General features: G+C 35.0%; 15 protein-coding genes and 1 pseudogene. 5 read left to right on the plus strand and 11 right to left on the minus strand.

Features of this window, described 5'->3' with window-relative positions:
- Positions 1–41: 41 nt before the first annotated feature.
- The 11 genes and pseudogenes from LXH21_RS03185 to LXH21_RS03235 form a co-directional block, all read right to left on the minus strand.
- Positions 42–1,256: an efflux RND transporter periplasmic adaptor subunit gene (locus LXH21_RS03185; protein ID WP_239862706.1), complete on the minus strand. Its 1,215-nt coding sequence runs from the start codon at positions 1,254–1,256 to the stop codon at positions 42–44.
- Between the two features lie 2 nt (positions 1,257–1,258).
- Positions 1,259–2,500 carry an efflux RND transporter periplasmic adaptor subunit gene (locus tag LXH21_RS03190; RefSeq protein WP_239862708.1) on the minus strand — a complete coding sequence of 414 codons (1,242 nt, stop codon included), beginning with the start codon at positions 2,498–2,500 and terminating at the stop codon, positions 1,259–1,261.
- A gap of 2 nt (positions 2,501–2,502) precedes the next feature.
- Positions 2,503–3,750: a TolC family protein gene (locus LXH21_RS03195; RefSeq protein ID WP_239862710.1), complete on the minus strand. Its 1,248-nt coding sequence runs from the start codon at positions 3,748–3,750 to the stop codon at positions 2,503–2,505.
- Entirely contained in the window at positions 3,737–5,674 is a 1,938-nt protein-coding gene (locus LXH21_RS03200; RefSeq protein ID WP_239862712.1) for an efflux RND transporter permease subunit, read from the minus strand. Before LXH21_RS03200 ends, LXH21_RS03195 begins: the two co-directional genes overlap by 14 nt.
- A gap of 7 nt (positions 5,675–5,681) precedes the next feature.
- Positions 5,682–6,962, minus strand: coding sequence for an efflux RND transporter permease subunit (locus LXH21_RS03205; protein WP_239862713.1), 1,281 nt, complete (start codon positions 6,960–6,962; stop codon positions 5,682–5,684).
- Between the two features lie 61 nt (positions 6,963–7,023).
- On the minus strand, positions 7,024–7,713 hold the full coding sequence (locus tag LXH21_RS03210; protein WP_239862715.1) for a DUF3347 domain-containing protein: 690 nt from the start codon (positions 7,711–7,713) through the stop codon (positions 7,024–7,026).
- A gap of 50 nt (positions 7,714–7,763) precedes the next feature.
- A pseudogene (locus LXH21_RS03215) lies at positions 7,764–8,107 on the minus strand (heavy-metal-associated domain-containing protein); the annotation flags it as partial.
- 143 nt (positions 8,108–8,250) lie between these two features.
- Positions 8,251–8,619 carry a hypothetical protein gene (locus LXH21_RS03220; protein ID WP_239862717.1) on the minus strand — a complete coding sequence of 123 codons (369 nt, stop codon included), beginning with the start codon at positions 8,617–8,619 and terminating at the stop codon, positions 8,251–8,253.
- Positions 8,620–8,705: 86 nt separating this feature from the next.
- Complete coding sequence (locus LXH21_RS03225) at positions 8,706–9,050, minus strand: phage holin family protein (RefSeq protein WP_239862719.1); 345 nt, start codon at positions 9,048–9,050, stop codon at positions 8,706–8,708.
- A gap of 14 nt (positions 9,051–9,064) precedes the next feature.
- Positions 9,065–9,829 (minus strand): alpha/beta fold hydrolase, encoded by a 765-nt coding sequence (locus LXH21_RS03230; RefSeq protein WP_239862720.1) that lies wholly within the window; start codon positions 9,827–9,829, stop codon positions 9,065–9,067.
- A gap of 155 nt (positions 9,830–9,984) precedes the next feature.
- Positions 9,985–10,698 carry a pyridoxine 5'-phosphate synthase gene (locus tag LXH21_RS03235; protein ID WP_239862722.1) on the minus strand — a complete coding sequence of 238 codons (714 nt, stop codon included), beginning with the start codon at positions 10,696–10,698 and terminating at the stop codon, positions 9,985–9,987.
- Between the two features lie 115 nt (positions 10,699–10,813).
- Here LXH21_RS03235 and LXH21_RS03240 point away from each other — a divergent pair, with 115 nt between their 5' ends.
- From LXH21_RS03240 to LXH21_RS03260, 5 genes are all read left to right on the plus strand, one after another.
- Positions 10,814–11,470, plus strand: coding sequence for a CBS domain-containing protein (locus LXH21_RS03240; protein ID WP_239862724.1), 657 nt, complete (start codon positions 10,814–10,816; stop codon positions 11,468–11,470).
- A gap of 53 nt (positions 11,471–11,523) precedes the next feature.
- Positions 11,524–12,408, plus strand: a complete 885-nt coding sequence (locus LXH21_RS03245) for an NAD kinase (RefSeq protein WP_239862726.1) — start codon at positions 11,524–11,526, stop codon at positions 12,406–12,408.
- A 177-nt stretch (positions 12,409–12,585) separates the two neighbouring features.
- On the plus strand, positions 12,586–13,272 hold the full coding sequence (porG, locus tag LXH21_RS03250) for a type IX secretion system protein PorG (protein WP_239862728.1): 687 nt from the start codon (positions 12,586–12,588) through the stop codon (positions 13,270–13,272).
- A gap of 4 nt (positions 13,273–13,276) precedes the next feature.
- Positions 13,277–14,017 (plus strand): isoprenyl transferase, encoded by a 741-nt coding sequence (locus tag LXH21_RS03255; RefSeq protein ID WP_239862730.1) that lies wholly within the window; start codon positions 13,277–13,279, stop codon positions 14,015–14,017.
- Positions 13,950–16,694, plus strand: coding sequence for a BamA/OMP85 family outer membrane protein (locus LXH21_RS03260; protein WP_239862732.1), 2,745 nt, complete (start codon positions 13,950–13,952; stop codon positions 16,692–16,694). The genes LXH21_RS03255 and LXH21_RS03260 overlap by 68 nt, the downstream gene beginning before the upstream one ends.
- The last annotated feature ends 11 nt before the right edge of the window (positions 16,695–16,705 follow it).

The raw sequence follows: 16,705 nt of genomic DNA on the forward strand, positions 1-16,705 counted from the left end.
CATTCGAACCTCATCAATTATTGCATTCGAATCAAACCAGTTTACATTTTCATTCCGGACATAGGATCTTTTCCTTTTCGAAATTCAAACTCACTGTTAACAGCATAGGCTCCAGTGATTACTATTTTAGCTTCGGGATCTAGATCTGAAATAAGTTCTACCATTCCATTAGATTCAGTCCCCAAGGTAACCCTTATATTTTTGAAAACACCTTTACTTTTTTCGACCCAAATCGAACTACCATTTTGGTCTCTAATCACCGCATCTGCAGGAATAAAAATACCTTTAGTATTTGACTTGGTCAATTTTACAATAGCTTGCATTCCGGGTTTTAAAGCTAAATTAGTATTGGGTACTTCCATCTGGATCAACAACAATCTCGAACTTGCATTAATTTCTGGATTGATAAACGATACTTTTGCCGAAATTTCCTTCGACGGAAAATCTACAAACGAAATCAAAGCCGTCTGTCCTACTCGCAATTGCTTGGCGTAATTCACATTCACTTGCGTTTCCAACCACAAAGTAGACAAATTCCCGATTTTCAAAACAGGCGCTCCCTCCATGACATAACTTCCTTCGGTAGCTGTGATTTCGGCAACGGTACCACTATAATTACTATAAAACGTAGTATAAGGTGATACTTCTTTGCCTCTTTTAATCGCTTCAATCTGCGCATTTGAGAGTCCGTAAAAAGATAGTTTTTGCTTAGCCGCTTGCATCATGCTTTTGGCATTTTTACCAAAATCTCCCGGAATCTCCATTTGCTTGTAAGCCGAAATATAATCTTGCTTTGCGATCGCAATGTCCTCGCTGTAAATTTGGTAAACTGCTTGTCCATTTTTGATTGAAGCACCTTCCGTTTTAAAGTACAATTTTTCTATACGACCCGTAGCTCGTGCCGAAATACTCTTGACATTAGACTGATTCAGGGTTAAAACTCCTGTGAAATTTTCTTGACTCGATTGTTCAGAGGCACTACTTTTTTGCATGGTAATGTTCCCCAATTTTATTTGCTGATCGCTTAATGTGATTTCGTTATAAGCGCCATTGTCCTTTTGCATCGGCGTTAACTCCATATGACAAATAGGACATTTCCCTGGATTTTCTTCTTTGATTTGAGGATCCATCGAACAAGTGTAATAAATACTTTCTTGATACTTATGGTCGGCATGTTTTTCTTCATTTTTAGAATTACAACTCACCAAAAGTGCAATCATTAAAATAAGCATCCCAAATTGATGTAGCTTTTTCATCTTTATTTTGTTTTTATAAAGCTTCCGCTATCTATTAAATACTGTGCATTTGATACTAATACATCTTCAGTGGAAACTCCTTCTAAGATTTGCACCAAATTCTCTCTTTCTAATCCCATTTTTACTTTGACCGCTCGATAGCCTTTTTCTTTTTTTACAAAAGCGACTTTATCAGTACCTAAACTCACAATAGCTTCTTTTTGCAACCACAAACCAGCAGTTGCATTTGTCGAAACTTTTGCTTCCAAACGCAAACCTACCGGTAATTTTAATTTTGAATTATCAAGATATACTCTTATGCGATTGGTCTTTTCGTTTGGGTCTAATTGGGTGTCGATAAAATTCACTTTGGCATGAATTACTTCTTCAGCATCTAATTCTGTGGTAATCGCAATTGTCTGATTTAGTTGCACCAAACTGGCATATCCCTGAATGATATTAAAAACGCCCCAAACTTTATCTGTATTTAACAACCTAAAAATTGCGACATCCTTTGTGATATAATCTCCTTCTTTGATCCCTAAAACCTCAGTATTAATGCTTTGCATTTTTGCTTCGGCATTAGCATCCATCTTTTCTGTTCCATCTACAATTCCGTTTGCGGGACTGTAAATAGTAATGATCGGATTTACTTTTTTGGCTGCAGCCAAAGCATTGATTTGTGCTTTAGTCATTCCGTAGAGCGCTAGCTTTTGCTTGATAGCATTAATAATGGTTTTATTTTCAGCATCATTAGTGATGAGGTAGATAAAATTTTGCTGTTCAGTCACCAATTCTGGACTGTAAACATCAAAGAGTTTTTGACCTTTGGCTACAGCCTGAAACTTTCGATTCACGTACATTCTTTCGATTCGACCACTAATTCGAGCCGAAATCGTAACTGACGAATTAGGATCATAAGTCACCATTCCCGGTAAATTAACCACGCTACCAATGGCAGTATCCTTTAACCTTGTGTTTTCAAATTCACCTACTACAAAACCATCCGTGCGTTGCAATAAATAGCTAATGTCTTGACTTTCTTCAGGCTGTTCTTCGCTGACTTTTTTCACTAAATCCATTCCGCATATAGGGCAATTCCCAGGTTCGTGCTTGATTATTTGAGGATGCATTGAACAGGTGTAAACCTCACCAGTTGCGGCATGCGTATCCGTGTTATGAAACAATTCTGTTTTATAATAAACAGCAAGTCCCACCACTACAACAGTCAAAAACAGGATACTATATTTTAAATATTTATTCATAATTATTCTATTTCAAGTTGTTTTTCGATAGCAATTTGGGTCTTGAATATATTCTGTAACTTATCTAGTTTGTCTATTTGAGCCATATTCAAAGCTTCCCAAGCATCTAAAACTTCAAATAATTCTCCTGTATTGTTTTGCCACGATAAAACCGAAGTATCGTAATTGCGTTTTATTGCGGGAATGATACTTTTCTCAGCGATATCAAATTGCTTTTTTAAATTCACAAGCTCTTGTTGCATGCCATTTACGGCACCAGCAGCGTCATTCAAGATCATCTGTTTTTGCCACTCCAAACTTTCATTTTTGATTTGGATACTATTTATCGCTGCTTTATTTCCTTTGGTAGACCACGGCATCGGGATAGTCACCATTCCCATCAACGAAAATTGTTGTGAGCGATCTCCAAACGGAACCATGTGATCGTATTTCACTCCAAATTCCGGTAGTAACTTTGATTTTTCGATCGCTATTTTCATTTGGTTTAATTCCATTGTGCGATCAATAGCTTTTACATCACTTCTACTTTCTGACAAAGCGGAATTATCCATTGGCATCATTTCAAAATTCTTGATGTTATAAGTTGTATCTATTTCGAAATTGCTGTTTTTATCGCGAGCCATCAAAGTGTTGAGCATTACTTTTTTCTGAATCAAATCATTTTGCATCGTTACAATCAAACTTTGCTGTGCGCTATATTGTGATTTGGCTTTGTAATAAGTAGAAAGCTTGTCTTTGTTGTACTTGAATCGCACCTCGATACTTTTAATCATGTAGTCGAGTAAGCGTAAATTGTCCTTGGTGATTTTTAGTTTTTTATCTAAAACAATCCACTCGTAATAGTTTGTTTTTGCCAGTGCATTCAATTCATTGATCGTGAAATTTTTATTTTCAGTTTCCACGGATGACATGGCGTACATATAATCAGCGTCGGCTTTGAGTCTCGAAGCATTGGGAATCATCTGTGTGACACCAATCATGTAGGCTCCCATTCCGGCACTCATATCTGTAGCTTTCCACATTTTAGTATTATAAGGAGTCATAAAAAAACCTGTTGACACCTGAGGAGCACTCCAACTTTTAGCCCCTTTGGCATTGGCATCCATGCTTTGAATCTCGGCATCGTACATTTTTAACTGCGGATTATTCTCTTTGATAGCCGTTAAAACCGCATCAACAGAAAGTGTTTGCCCATTGGTTAAACCAAAAACTAAAAAGCAAACTATCGTATATAATTTAATGTTTCGCATCGATAATATCTATTTTACCTTTTGTTTTTAGTTCGTGTAATTTTGACATTTCAAAAACAACAGGTGTTACTAGTAATACATAAATAATTGAAGAAATCGTTCCACCAATCAATGGAACCGTGATTGGAATCATCACATCAGCGCCCGTTCCTGTAGACCAAAGAATAGGAATCAAACCAAAGAGTGCTACAAAAACCGTCATTAATTTAGGACGCAGTCTCTTAGCAGAACCTTCGATAACATATTCTCTGATAATATCTTCGTTGATTGTCTCGGCAGTGTTTCCGTGTTTTGCAACCATTTTTGTCATGGCTTCGTTGAGATATATTGTCATCAACATGGCTGTTTCTATGGCCATACCAAATAATGCAATAAACCCAACAGCCACCGCTACTGATAAATTAATACCGTAGAAATACACCATGAATATTCCACCAATCAAAGCAAAAGGAACTGTAATCATTGTGATCATTGCCTCTTTTATCGAATTGTAAGTAAAGTACAAAATGATAAAAATGATAATTACAACGATCGGCAAAATCAGCGATAGCGTTTTATTGGCTCGGATTTGGCTTTCCCATTGTCCGCTCCACTCTACGTAGTACCCTTTTGGCATTTTGGCCATCATGGTATTCAATTTATTCTGTGCGTCTTCGACAGTACTTCCTAAATCGCGATCACGAACATTAAACAAAACGCTTCCGCGCAACATGGCGTTTTCGCTATTAATCATTGGAGGTCCGTCACTTATGGCGATATCAGCCACTGTTTCTAAAGGAATGGGGCCAAAATCCATAGTTTGCACCTGCAATTTTTTAAGTCCGTCAATGCTATTACGATATTCTTGAGCGTAGCGTGCATTTACAGAAAAACGTTGTCTCCCTTCAATAGTTGTCGTTAATGTCATCCCGCCAATAGCAGCTTCTACCACATTATTGACATCGTCAACAGTGAGTCCGTAGCGTCCAATCACGTCTCTTTTTGCCGAAATATCGATATACTTTCCGCCAGTAATTGGTTCTGCAAATAAATCCTTGACTCCCTCTGTACCTTCTAATGTCTTTTTTATTTTTTGCGAAAGCGCATCAATGGTATCCAAACTAGCACCGTAGATTTTTATCCCTACATCTGTTCGAATACCCGTAGAAAGCATATTGATTCTATTAATAATCGGTTGCGTAAATCCATTGGTCACCCCGGGAATCTGCAGTTTATTATTGATTTCGCTTACAATATCACTCTTTGTTTTACCAGATCTCCATTCGTTATGAGGTTTCAACAGCATAATGGTTTCGATCATACTAATCGGACTATTATCTGTCGCCGTGTTTGCTCTTCCTGCCTTTCCTAAAACGTGTGTCACCTCCGGAATTGATTTTATCAATTTATCCTGAACTTGTAGTATTCTTTTGATTTCAGAATTAGAAACATCAGGCAAAGTAACCGGCATAAACAATATCGAACCCTCATCAAGAGCCGGCATAAACTCAGATCCTAATCTTGTGTACATGAGTCCGCCAATAAGCAAGGCTACAACATTTACAGCCAAAACTGATTTGCGCCATTTTAAGCAGAAAATCAAAATGGGAGTGTAAAGCGTTTCTAATTTTCTATTGATTGGGTTTTTCGATTCTGGTCGTAATTTCCCTTTTAGCAAATAGCTAATCAATACCGGAGTTAATGTAATCGCAACAATTGCATCTACGATTAATATAAATGATTTGGTCCAAGCCAATGGACTGAACAATTTCCCTTCCATTCCTGTTAAAAGGAAAACCGGTAAAAAAGAAGCAATCACAATTAGGGTCGAATAAAAAACTCCAGGCCCTACAAGCTTAGAGGAATCCTCGATGAGTTTCATGCGCTCCTCGTGAGACAGCGGATCATGCTCTTTTTTAAATATTTTTTTGAATAATTTTTTCATGGCCAAATTATGGATTACTATTAAGTTCTTCTTGCCTTTCGGATATGCTTCTATAAGCATTTTCGACCATTACTATTCCGTCATCCACAACTACACCTATTGCCAGTGCGATTCCTGTGAGGGACATTATATTTGACGAAATGCCAAAAGCTTGCAATAAAATAAATCCTATCGCTACCGAAATTGGCAACTGTATTAAAATAATCAAGGCGCTTCGCCAATGAAAAAGAAAGAGTAAAATAACCACTGACACAGCAATCATTTCTTCGATAAGCGTTCCTTTGATTGACTCGACAGCTTTGGCAATTAGATCCGAACGATCATAAGAGGTTTCGAAAGTCACTCCATCAGGCAAGCCTTTTTGAACTTCTTTCATTTTTTCTTTGACCGCAGCAATAACTTTGTCGGCGTTTTCGCCATAGCGCATCACCACGATACCACCTACAACTTCACCTTCACCGTTTGCATCAAATACACCCAAACGCAAATCACCACCCATTTGTACCGATCCTACATCGCTCACTTTCACAGGAACCGAATTGTAGTTTTTAATAGCGATACCTTCGACGTCTTTAATGTCTTTGATATACCCTAGTCCTCTCACAACATACGAGCGGTCACTCATTTCGAATTTTCGACCACCGACATCGTTGTTACTCGTTTTGACCGCCTTCATTATCTCCATCATACTTACATTATAGTATTGCATTTTGAGAGGATCTAATACCAATTGATATTGTTTTTCGAAACCACCGAAAGAGGCCACCTCAGCAACACCAGGAACCGTTTGTAAAGCAAATTTTACGTACCAATCTTGCAAGGCACGCTGCTCTCCAAGATCCATTTTATCGGTTTTTAAGTGGTACCAAAAAACATGACCAACACCCGTACCATCAGGCCCTAATGTAGGTGTGACATTTTCTGGCAACAAGCGTTGAGCAAAATTGAGGCGTTCTAGAACTCGGGTTCTTGCCCAATAAGGATCTACTTCATCGTCAAAAATGATGTAAACAAAACTCATCCCGAACATAGAAGAGGCACGAATATTTTTGATTTTCGGAATTCCTTGCAGGTTGGAAACCAAAGGATAGGTTACTTGGTCTTCAATTACCTGCGGACTTCTACCCATCCACTCCGTGAAAACAATCACTTGATTATCAGACAAATCAGGGATTGCATCAATAGGATTTTGTTGCACGCTATAAATTCCCCATCCAAAAAGGGCGAGCGAAACGAGCAGCACAACCGCACGGTTTTTTAAAGAAAAGGATATTAATTTTTCAACCATAACCAGAAGGTGTTAGACAAAATTACTGTTGTCAAAAGATTAGAGGACATTGTGTTTGTTATTACAACTCTTTGATTAATCCACCGCAAGTCAACATTTCAGCTCCGTAGTAAGGATTTTTAATATCTTTTACTTCACTGATCCAATATCCGTTTTTACCTTCACCGTACATTGGGCAATAATCTTGGTATAATATTTTATCAGTATCAAACATTTGAATTAAATACGTCATGTTTTGGCTTAAAGCCGCAAATTGCTTTCTTTGATTAGCAATTTTTTCCGAATTTGCAGTAATAGCAACTGTTTCTTCAATTGCCGCTTTTGTAATCGTTGTGTACTGATTTTGTAATTCTGCTTCGATTATCTCAAATCTGGCATCTTCTATTGCTCGTTCTAATTCCGTACCTGCAGCAGCGGCCGCTTTACTATCATCAGCCGCTAGCTTATTCTTAAGATTAATGTATTTATCTAAAATTAGATCTGTAGAAAAAGCCGCTTTGCTTTTTATGATCTCCATTTTCTTTACACTTACAGTTTCGTCTCTATCGCTCACTTTTTCTGTTAATTTCATTCCACATTCTGAACAAATATCATTCATTTTACCAGTGATTTCTGGATGCATGGAACAGAAGTATAATTCGTTATCAGCAATCATTTCTTTGTTGTCGTCTGATGCATTTTCTTTATTGTCTTTGCAAGATGCTAATATTAGAACTAATGATAAGAGACCAATTTTTATTAAATTTTTCATTTTTATGTACTTTAAATGTGATAATTATTTGATGTATTTTAGTTTGATTCTTTTGCTTCTCGGTCGTATTGACAACATGGAGAAAGCTTTTTGTATGCTGCGTTTGGTGCAGTGTTTTTTTCACTATCGTAACCTGCTAATGCAATACGTTTTAAGATTTCATCTTGATTGGTTGATTAGCGTCATATGTTATAGAAGCTACTTTAATATCCTTGTTCCAATTTACTAAAGCTACATTTTTAATGTTCCCAGCTTTCTCGATGTTTTTTTGACACATACCGCAATTACCTAGAATAGTTACAGTATCTGTTTTTGCATTTTTTATTTGGGCTTGCATAGCCACTGTTGATAATAACAAGACAGTTATTATCAATACTTTTTTAATTGATTTCATTGGATAAAAATTAGAATGACGTATAAAATGGCCGAACAACAGTATCAAAACTATTATAAGTTGCATTTTTAAAGTCGTTAAATAATAGGATAAAGCATTTATAGCTTTGAATTTGACAGAATAATGGCTGTCACAGATTATTTTTAGCTTATTTTAGGAATAAGCCAAATAGATGAATACCCTTCAGAAGTGAACGATACTGAATGATAAAACTTTTGTCTTTTGGTAGAAAAATTAAAGACATCGGAATTTGTTTCAATAGTAAAGGCCGAAACAATTCCTAAATTCAATGTTGAAACACTACACAAAGCGTTGCCACATTTACCGCTGCAACCACTGTGTTCTTTATCGTTTGAACCAGTTTTTTTCTTGCAACAGTTTTTCATGCCCTTATGAGAAGACATTTCTTTGGTACAAGATTTTTGTTTTGAATTATTTCCACATGCAAATACTGATGTTGGCATCATAAAGGCGCCAATCAGAAGTATTAGTATAAAGTGGATTTTTTTCATCGTCTTGTAATTGAGCACAAAATTAGTAAAACTATATAAACAATCCTTAAAAAAATTGTTAATATAGTTTTACTAAGCTGTTTTATTTATTTAGTCTCTCCAAAAAGCGCATACATAATTGACTGAGAAACAGACAATATAACACTAAACAAAAAGGCAGTTAAAAAAGAATCTACCCTAAAGCCTCCTACAATATTATCGCATATTAAAATAAGTATTGCATTGATAATTAGTAAAAACAACCCTAATGTAATGAAGGTGATAGGCAATGTTAGTATAACTAAGATTGGCTTGATGAAAAGGTTTAGTAACCCTAAAACAATAGCAACGTAAATAGCTTTTACAAAACTTTCTACATGTACTCCAGGCATTAAATGTGATAAAATCACAACCAATACTGCAGTAATTAATATTCTAAATAAAACTTTCATAATGTTCGTTTAAATTATTTATCTAAGAAATCTTTTGCCAATTGATGAAACAATTTTGGATTTTCGGCGTGTAACCAATGTCCAGCATTAGGAATTGTTTCGAATGCCGCTAATGGGAAATGTTTCTTTATCGCATCGAAATCGCCATCCTTGATGTAATCCGAATTTCCACCACGAATAAAAAGGGTGGGTTTGTTGTACACTGCAGAATCTGGGAGGGCCACCCCTATTTCGTCTAACTTTTTATTGAAAACAGAAAGATTAAAACGGAAAGTTAATTGACCTGGCTCTTGCCAAAACAAACTTTTCATTAAAAACTGACGCGTTCCGAAGTCGGTGATGTATTCTTCTAGTGTAGCTTCGACATCAGCGCGGCTTGGTTTTTTTGCAAAATCTACCGCATTTAATCCCGCTAAAATCGTTTGATGATGCTGCGGATAAAATTTTGGACCAATATCAGCAATAATCAATTTATCGATCATCTCAGGATAGGTAGTTGCAAACAACATGGCCGTTTTACCGCCCATTGAATGCCCAATAACAGAGACCTTTTCTAAATTATGTCCTTTACAATAATCAAACACGTCTTGTGCCATTAAAGCATAACTAAATTCCTCTGATTGAAAACTGCGACCGTGGTTACGCAAATCGAGTAAGTGCACTTGATACCCTTCTGTTGACAATTGTACTCCAATAGTTTTCCAGTTATCTGACATACCTAAAAATCCGTGTAGGATTAAAAGTGGTTTTCCTTCTCCTTCTATTTTTGAATATAGCATTTTCTTGTGTTTTTATGGTTTTGCGTGAGGGATAGCAGCGAAAATCCTTTTTTAATATGAAGCGATAGCGAAATATGAAAAAAGATTGTAGCGTATAGCCCGACCTTTATAATCCCGAGATCGATCGGGATTATAAAGGGCACGCCCAGATTATTTTATTTTAATTTTTGCAAGTACATGTTCACCACATTCTCTAAACCTAAATATAGTGACTCTGCGATTAATGCATGTCCTATAGAAACTTCGAGTAATCCTGGAATGTTCTGCTTGAAAAACTGAATATTATCTAAGCTTAAATCGTGTCCTGCATTAATCCCTAAGCCTAAGTCGTTTGCCAAAACCGATGCTGTTACATAAGGATTGATTGCATCATGGTTTCCTAAACTGTATTGGTGTGCAAATTCCTCAGTGTATAATTCGATTCGATCTGCTCCTGTATTTTTTGCCCCTTCGATCATTGCAAGAATAGGATCGACAAAGATGGACGTTCGAATATTATTTCGCTTAAATTCTTGAATCATTTCCGTCAAATAAGCCTGATTTTTTACTGTATCCCAACCAGCAGATGAAGTGATGGCACCAATTGCATCTGGCACTAATGTGACTTGCTCTGGTTTGCATTCAAGAACCAAATCGATAAAATTATGTTGTGGGTTTCCTTCTATATTGAATTCGGTATGAACAATGGCTTTTAAATCGCGCGCATCTTGATAGCGGATGTGACGTTCATCTGGGCGCGGGTGAATAGTAATTCCTTGTGCTCCAAATTTTTGAATATCGGTGGCTACTTTTAATAAGTCAGGCACATTACCTCCACGTGCATTGCGTAAAGTTGCTATTTTGTTGATGTTTACACTTAACTTTGTCATTGGAATACTTTTTGATTATAAATAACTGATTAACTGACGCAAAAATACAAAGTAAAAGGTAGGGTATTTTGCCTTTTTTTGATTATTTTGCATAAAAATTGAGGATTTATTTACTATGAATATTACAGACTTCATAACAAACGACTATAAACCACTTGACAGTCAAGAAACTATTGACAATGTTAAGGACTTTTTTGCGGAATTACATTTCTCCCATTTTCCTGTTGTGGAAGAAGGCGTTTATATAGGAAGCATTGCCTCTGATGATTTGGAGACCTTTGATGATGACAAAAAAATCATTGATTATAAATATACACTCGAAACATTCTACACTAGATCTTCTGCAATTTGGCTAGAAGTTTTAGAGGTATTTGCAAAAAATCACAGTAATTTGATTCCGGTCTTAGATACCGAAAATAATTATATTGGATATTATGAAATAGAGGAAATTTTAAATTTCTTTCACCAAACTCCATTTTTAAAAGAACCAGGACGAATTATAAAAGTTAAGAAAGGCGTACTTGACTATTCAATGAGTCAAATCACTCAAATCGTAGAAAGCAATAATGGAAAATTGTTAGGACTTTTTATCTCAGAATCTGAAGTTGATAGTGTCGAAATTACATTAAAAATTAGCCTAGGAGCAATCAATGAAATTGTACAGTCTTTTAGAAGGTACAATTATGAGATTACATCAGAACATGTCGAAGACAATTATATTAATAATCTAAAAGAACGATCCGATTATTTGGATAAATATTTAAACATTTAAAGCTTAGAAAAAACTAGCACCTTAAACCACTCACAATCGATTCAAAATAGACAATGAAAATAGCCATTTACGGTCAATATTATCAAGATAGCACAGAGCCAATTATTTTGGAGATTCTGAATTTTTTCTCAAAGAATAAAGTCGAACTAGTTATGGAAGAGCGTTATCAAGAAACGCTACTAGAACATAAAATAATTACTAGCAAATACAAAACTTTTGCATCACATGATGATATTAACTCCAGTTATTACATGCTTGTTAGCATTGGTGGAGATGGAACTATATTGAGAGCCGCAACTTTTGTTCGTGATTCTGGAGTACCTATTTTGGGTATAAACGCAGGAAGACTCGGTTTCTTGGCCACAGTACAGAAGGAAAATATTTCCGATTTCTTACAATTGGTAATTAACAGAAAACATACGTTATCAAAAAGAACCTTGCTAAGTTTAACTTGTACTCCGACCAATAAAAGTTTACAAGATATTAATTTTGCTATGAATGAAGTTTCGGTAAGTAGAAAGGACACCACTTCGATGATTACAATCGATACTTATTTGAATGGTGAATATTTAAACTCATATTGGGCAGATGGATTGATTATCTCTACCCCAACAGGATCTACAGGATATTCGCTTAGTTGTGGTGGTCCTATTTTAACTCCTGACACAACAAGCTTGGTTATCACTCCAATTTCTCCACATAATTTAAATGCAAGACCGCTAGTTATACCTGACAATACAGAAATTAGATTAAAAGTATCAGGACGAGAAGAGAATTATTTAGTATCGCTAGATTCCAGAATTACATCTGTAGGAAACGAGTCAATTTTGAGTATTAAAAAAACACCTTTTCAGATCAATATGATCGAAATTCCAAACGAAACTTTCTTAAAAACGCTACGTTCCAAACTCCTTTGGGGTGAAGACAAACGTAACTAACAGCTGTTAATTTTTATTAGGCACTATACGAATATTTGTTATTTTCCGTTTTCATTTTATCAAATAGAGATAAAATACTAACTAAAACGCCTAATAATCAAATAGACATATACATTTATCACAATCCATATTGTTTGGTAGTGATAATTATTATATTTGCAGGCTATTTCAAATAAAATGACACAAAAAATCAGCTTATTTATTTACTTATTGTTAAGTACAACCCTATATTCGCAGATTCATGAAGTAGGTCTGTTTTTGGGAGGCAGCAATTACATTGGAGATATTGGTCCAACAACCTACATCAATCCAAATGAAGCAGCGATAGGAATATTGTATAAATGGAATAAAAGTCCAAGGCACGCCTACCGAATTCAGTATACGCAGTCAAAATTAACATCAAATGACTTAGATTCTAAGGAAGCTAGTCGCAACCTAAGAGGCTATAATTTTGAAAATAATATAAAAGAAGTATCTTTAGGCCTTGAATTTAATTTTTTTGACTTCAACCTTCATGAACTTGGTAATAAAACTACACCTTATATACATAGCGGTATAAGTTATGTTAGGTATACTAGTTTATTCTTTAATACATTGGGAGAGCAAAGGCAATCTGAAAAACGAGGTTCATTTGCAATACCAATGACAATTGGAATAAAAACAAGATTGAGTCGTGTGTTTGTACTAGCAGTAGAAACTGGTGCTAGATATACGTTTGCAGATGATCTGGACGGAAGTTTGCCTAATGATCCTAATCTAATCAATCAAAGTTTTGGGAATATAAATAATAATGATTGGTACGTATTTTCTGGAGTAACATTAACATACACCTTTGGTGAAAAACCTTGCTATTGCGCAGATTAAAAAAATGAATTTACTAGATAACATAGACAAAGATAGATTACCAAAACACATTGCCATCATTATGGATGGTAACGGTCGTTGGGCAAAAAAACAAGGTTTCTTTCGCGCATTTGGTCACGAAAGAGGAAGTGAATCTGTAAAAGATATCATTCAAACTTGTTTTGAGTTGGGTATCGAAAATCTAACATTATACACCTTTTCTTCTGAAAATTGGAACAGACCAAAATTAGAAGTCGACACTCTAATGAAAATCTTAGTAAAATCTCTAACAAAAGAATTGGATTCATTAGAAGAGAAAAAAATAAGATTAACCACTATAGGTAACTTTGACAAACTACCCGATACTGCAAAGAAAGTAATAAATAGGGTTGTTGAAAAAACCAAAAACAATACAAAAATGACGCTCACATTGGCCCTAAGTTATGGGTCTAGAGAGGAGCTTGTTAATGTTGTAAAAACCATAAGTGATAAAGTTAAAAATAATATAATTTCAATTGACAGTATTGACGATTCGATTATTAATGAGCATCTTTACACGCAAAATTTACCAGATGTGGATTTATTAATTAGAACCAGTGGAGAACATCGTATCAGTAATTTTCTGCTATGGCAAATAGCTTATGCAGAATTGTATTTCACTGATATTCTATGGCCTGACTTTAAAGAACAAGATTTATATGAGGCTATCATTAGTTATCAAAAAAGAGAACGTAGATTTGGAAAAACAAGTGAACAAATTAAATAAAAATTTAGTGTTAAATAACAATATAAAATCAGTCTTAACTTTTTTGTTTTTGGTAATTTCTTCACAAGTGGAAGCGCAAACAAGAGTTGATTTTGACAAGGGCGAAAAGTACATAATCGCAGACGTTACTCTTACCAATAAAATCAGCTTTAATGATCAAACTGTAGTCACTTTTTCTGGACTAGCAAAGGGACAAACTATATCAGTACCAGGAGAAGAAATCAGTAGTGCCATTAAAAAACTAGGTAAACTAGGCCTTTTTGATGAAATTTCATTTTATATTAATCGCATTGAAGGTGATAGTATCTATCTTGACCTAGACATTAAAGAGTTACCTAAACTTAGTGAGGTAAAATTTGTAGGTGTCAAAAAAGGTAAAGTAGATGCCTTAATAAAAGACAATGAATTAACTCAAGGTAAAGTTGTTAACGAAAATTTGATAACAACAACCAAAAATTATATTGAAAACAAATACAAAAAAGATGGTTATTTCAATACTAAAGTTGGAATAAATACGTCTGTTGACACGTCTTCTGTTAATCAAGTAAGAATGCTTGTAAACGTAGATAAAGGTGAAAAGGTCAAAATTCACAAAATTGAATTTGACGGTAATGTTCAGATTTCAGACAAAACTTTAAGAAAGTCTATGAAAGACACGAAGCAAAAAAATGTTTTTCGTGTATTGAAAGCTTCAAAATTCATAAAATCAAAATACAAAGAAGATTTAGAAAAAGTAATCGCTTCCTATAAAGAAAAAGGATACCGTGATGCTAGGATAGTTTCTGACTCTGTTGCTTTTGACAAGGAAAAGAATGCTCTGGCTATTAAAATAAAGATTGAAGAAGGAAATAAATATTATTTTGGGAACATTAAATTCTTAGGAAATACTGTTTACCCAGATCAATTTTTAAGTAGAATAATAGGTGTAAAAAAAGGAGAAACTTACAACGGAGTTTTACTTGAAAAAAGAATTGCTGATAAGTCAAAACCAGATGGTGAAGACATCACTAACTTATATCAGAATAACGGTTATTTATTCTCTACCATTAATGCTGTAGAAGTAAAAACAGTTAATGATAGTATTGACTTCGAAATTAGAGTAACCGAAGGTCCATTGGCATATTTTAATAAAATTACGGTAGTAGGGAACGACAAAACGAATGACCGTGTTATTTACAGAGAACTTCGTACTAAACCAGGTGAAAAATACAGCAAAGAGTTATTGGTTAGAACTATTCGTGAGATAGGACAATTAGGATTCTTTGACCCAGAGGCTATTGATCCAAAATTTAAAAATGTTGATGCAGCTGCAGGTACAGTAGATATTGAATACAACTTGGTAGAAAAAGGATCAAGTCAAATCGAACTTCAAGGAGGTTATGGTGGTGGTGGTTTCATTGGAACGTTAGGGCTATCCTTTAATAACTTCTCAGCTAGAAATATTGGTAATAAAGAAGCTTACAAACCATTACCGATGGGAGATGGTCAAAAAGTGTCTTTACGTTTACAAGCTAGTACTTACTTTCAAACGTATAGTTTATCTTTCTCTGAACCATGGTTTGGACAAAAAAAACCAGTACAATTTAGCTCATCCTTATCATACAGTACACAATTCTCTACAGACTATTCATCATCTTCTGGTGTTGACAAATCTAAGAGTTTTAATATCTTAACGCTTTCTGTAGGTCTTGCAAAAAGATTGACTGTGCCAGATGATTTCTTTGTACTTTCTCAAAGTGTAAGTTACCAACATTATAATTTAAATGATTACAACATTGGATTATTTACTTTTGGTAACGGTACTTCAAGAAACCTTGCTTATACAATTGGTTTGACAAGAAATAATAAAGGGGTAAATCCAATCTTCCCTACTTATGGATCTGAGGTTAGTGTATCTGCAAAATTCACATTCCCTTATTCATTGATCAATGGTATAGATTATTCAGGATTAGGTGACCTAGAAGCATACAAATTAAAAAGCACTTCTGATGTAACCGATGGTAATGGTAACGTTACTGTAGCTGCTGGATCTTATCTAGATTCAAACGGAAATAAAGTTTCGACTTATCAAGAGGCTGGAGCAGATGCTGCAAAAGTGGATCAAGAGAAATACAATTGGTTAGAATATTATAAAGTAAAATTCAAAGCAGATTGGTATACTAAGATTTACGGTAAATTAGTATTAAGAACTTTAACTGAATTTGGTTTCTTAGGAGCATACAATCAAGATAGAGGAGTTATACCTTTTGAACGTTTTTATGTTGGTGGAGATGGAATGGCCAACTACTCAATGGATGGTAGAGAAACAATTGGTTTAAGAGGTTATAAAAACAACACACTAACGCCAATTATTACAGATACGTCAAGTAGTAATTTTGGACAACAAACTGGTGGAACAGTGTATAATAAATTCTCAATGGAATTGAGATACCCAATCACCTTAAAATCATCTGCATCTATTTACGCATTAGGATTTATAGACGCTGGTAATGCATTTTCAAACTTTAAAACATATAACCCATTTGATCTTAAAAGATCTGCAGGTGTTGGATTACGTGTATTTATGCCTGCGTTTGGACTGTTAGGTATTGATTTTGGTCATGGATTTGATGCTGCTACAGGAGAAACAACAAAAGCTGGATGGAATACAGCTTTCATAATTGGGCAACAATTTTAAAAGGAATTATT

This window comes from Flavobacterium algicola (genome assembly GCF_022399565.1).
Lineage (GTDB): Bacteria > Bacteroidota > Bacteroidia > Flavobacteriales > Flavobacteriaceae > Flavobacterium > Flavobacterium algicola.

Bases quoted from the DNA above. Each gene is read 5' to 3' on its own strand.
- LXH21_RS03245 (WP_239862726.1), top strand. From the start codon at position 11,524: ATGAAAATAGCCATTTACGGTCAATATTATCAAGATAGCACAGAGCCA.
- LXH21_RS03220 (WP_239862717.1), bottom strand. From the start codon at position 8,619: ATGAAAAAAATCCACTTTATACTAATACTTCTGATTGGCGCCTTTATG.
- LXH21_RS03195 (WP_239862710.1), bottom strand. From the start codon at position 3,750: ATGCGAAACATTAAATTATATACGATAGTTTGCTTTTTAGTTTTTGGT.
- LXH21_RS03190 (WP_239862708.1), bottom strand. From the start codon at position 2,500: ATGAATAAATATTTAAAATATAGTATCCTGTTTTTGACTGTTGTAGTG.
- LXH21_RS03230 (WP_239862720.1), bottom strand. From the start codon at position 9,829: ATGCTATATTCAAAAATAGAAGGAGAAGGAAAACCACTTTTAATCCTA.
- LXH21_RS03235 (WP_239862722.1), bottom strand. From the start codon at position 10,698: ATGACAAAGTTAAGTGTAAACATCAACAAAATAGCAACTTTACGCAAT.
- LXH21_RS03185 (WP_239862706.1), bottom strand. From the start codon at position 1,256: ATGAAAAAGCTACATCAATTTGGGATGCTTATTTTAATGATTGCACTT.
- LXH21_RS03210 (WP_239862715.1), bottom strand. From the start codon at position 7,713: ATGAAAAATTTAATAAAAATTGGTCTCTTATCATTAGTTCTAATATTA.
- LXH21_RS03260 (WP_239862732.1), top strand. From the start codon at position 13,950: ATGAGGCTATCATTAGTTATCAAAAAAGAGAACGTAGATTTGGAAAAA.
- LXH21_RS03255 (WP_239862730.1), top strand. From the start codon at position 13,277: ATGAATTTACTAGATAACATAGACAAAGATAGATTACCAAAACACATT.
- LXH21_RS03205 (WP_239862713.1), bottom strand. From the start codon at position 6,962: ATGGTTGAAAAATTAATATCCTTTTCTTTAAAAAACCGTGCGGTTGTG.
- porG (WP_239862728.1), top strand. From the start codon at position 12,586: ATGACACAAAAAATCAGCTTATTTATTTACTTATTGTTAAGTACAACC.
- LXH21_RS03240 (WP_239862724.1), top strand. From the start codon at position 10,814: ATGAATATTACAGACTTCATAACAAACGACTATAAACCACTTGACAGT.
- LXH21_RS03225 (WP_239862719.1), bottom strand. From the start codon at position 9,050: ATGAAAGTTTTATTTAGAATATTAATTACTGCAGTATTGGTTGTGATT.
- LXH21_RS03200 (WP_239862712.1), bottom strand. From the start codon at position 5,674: ATGAAAAAATTATTCAAAAAAATATTTAAAAAAGAGCATGATCCGCTG.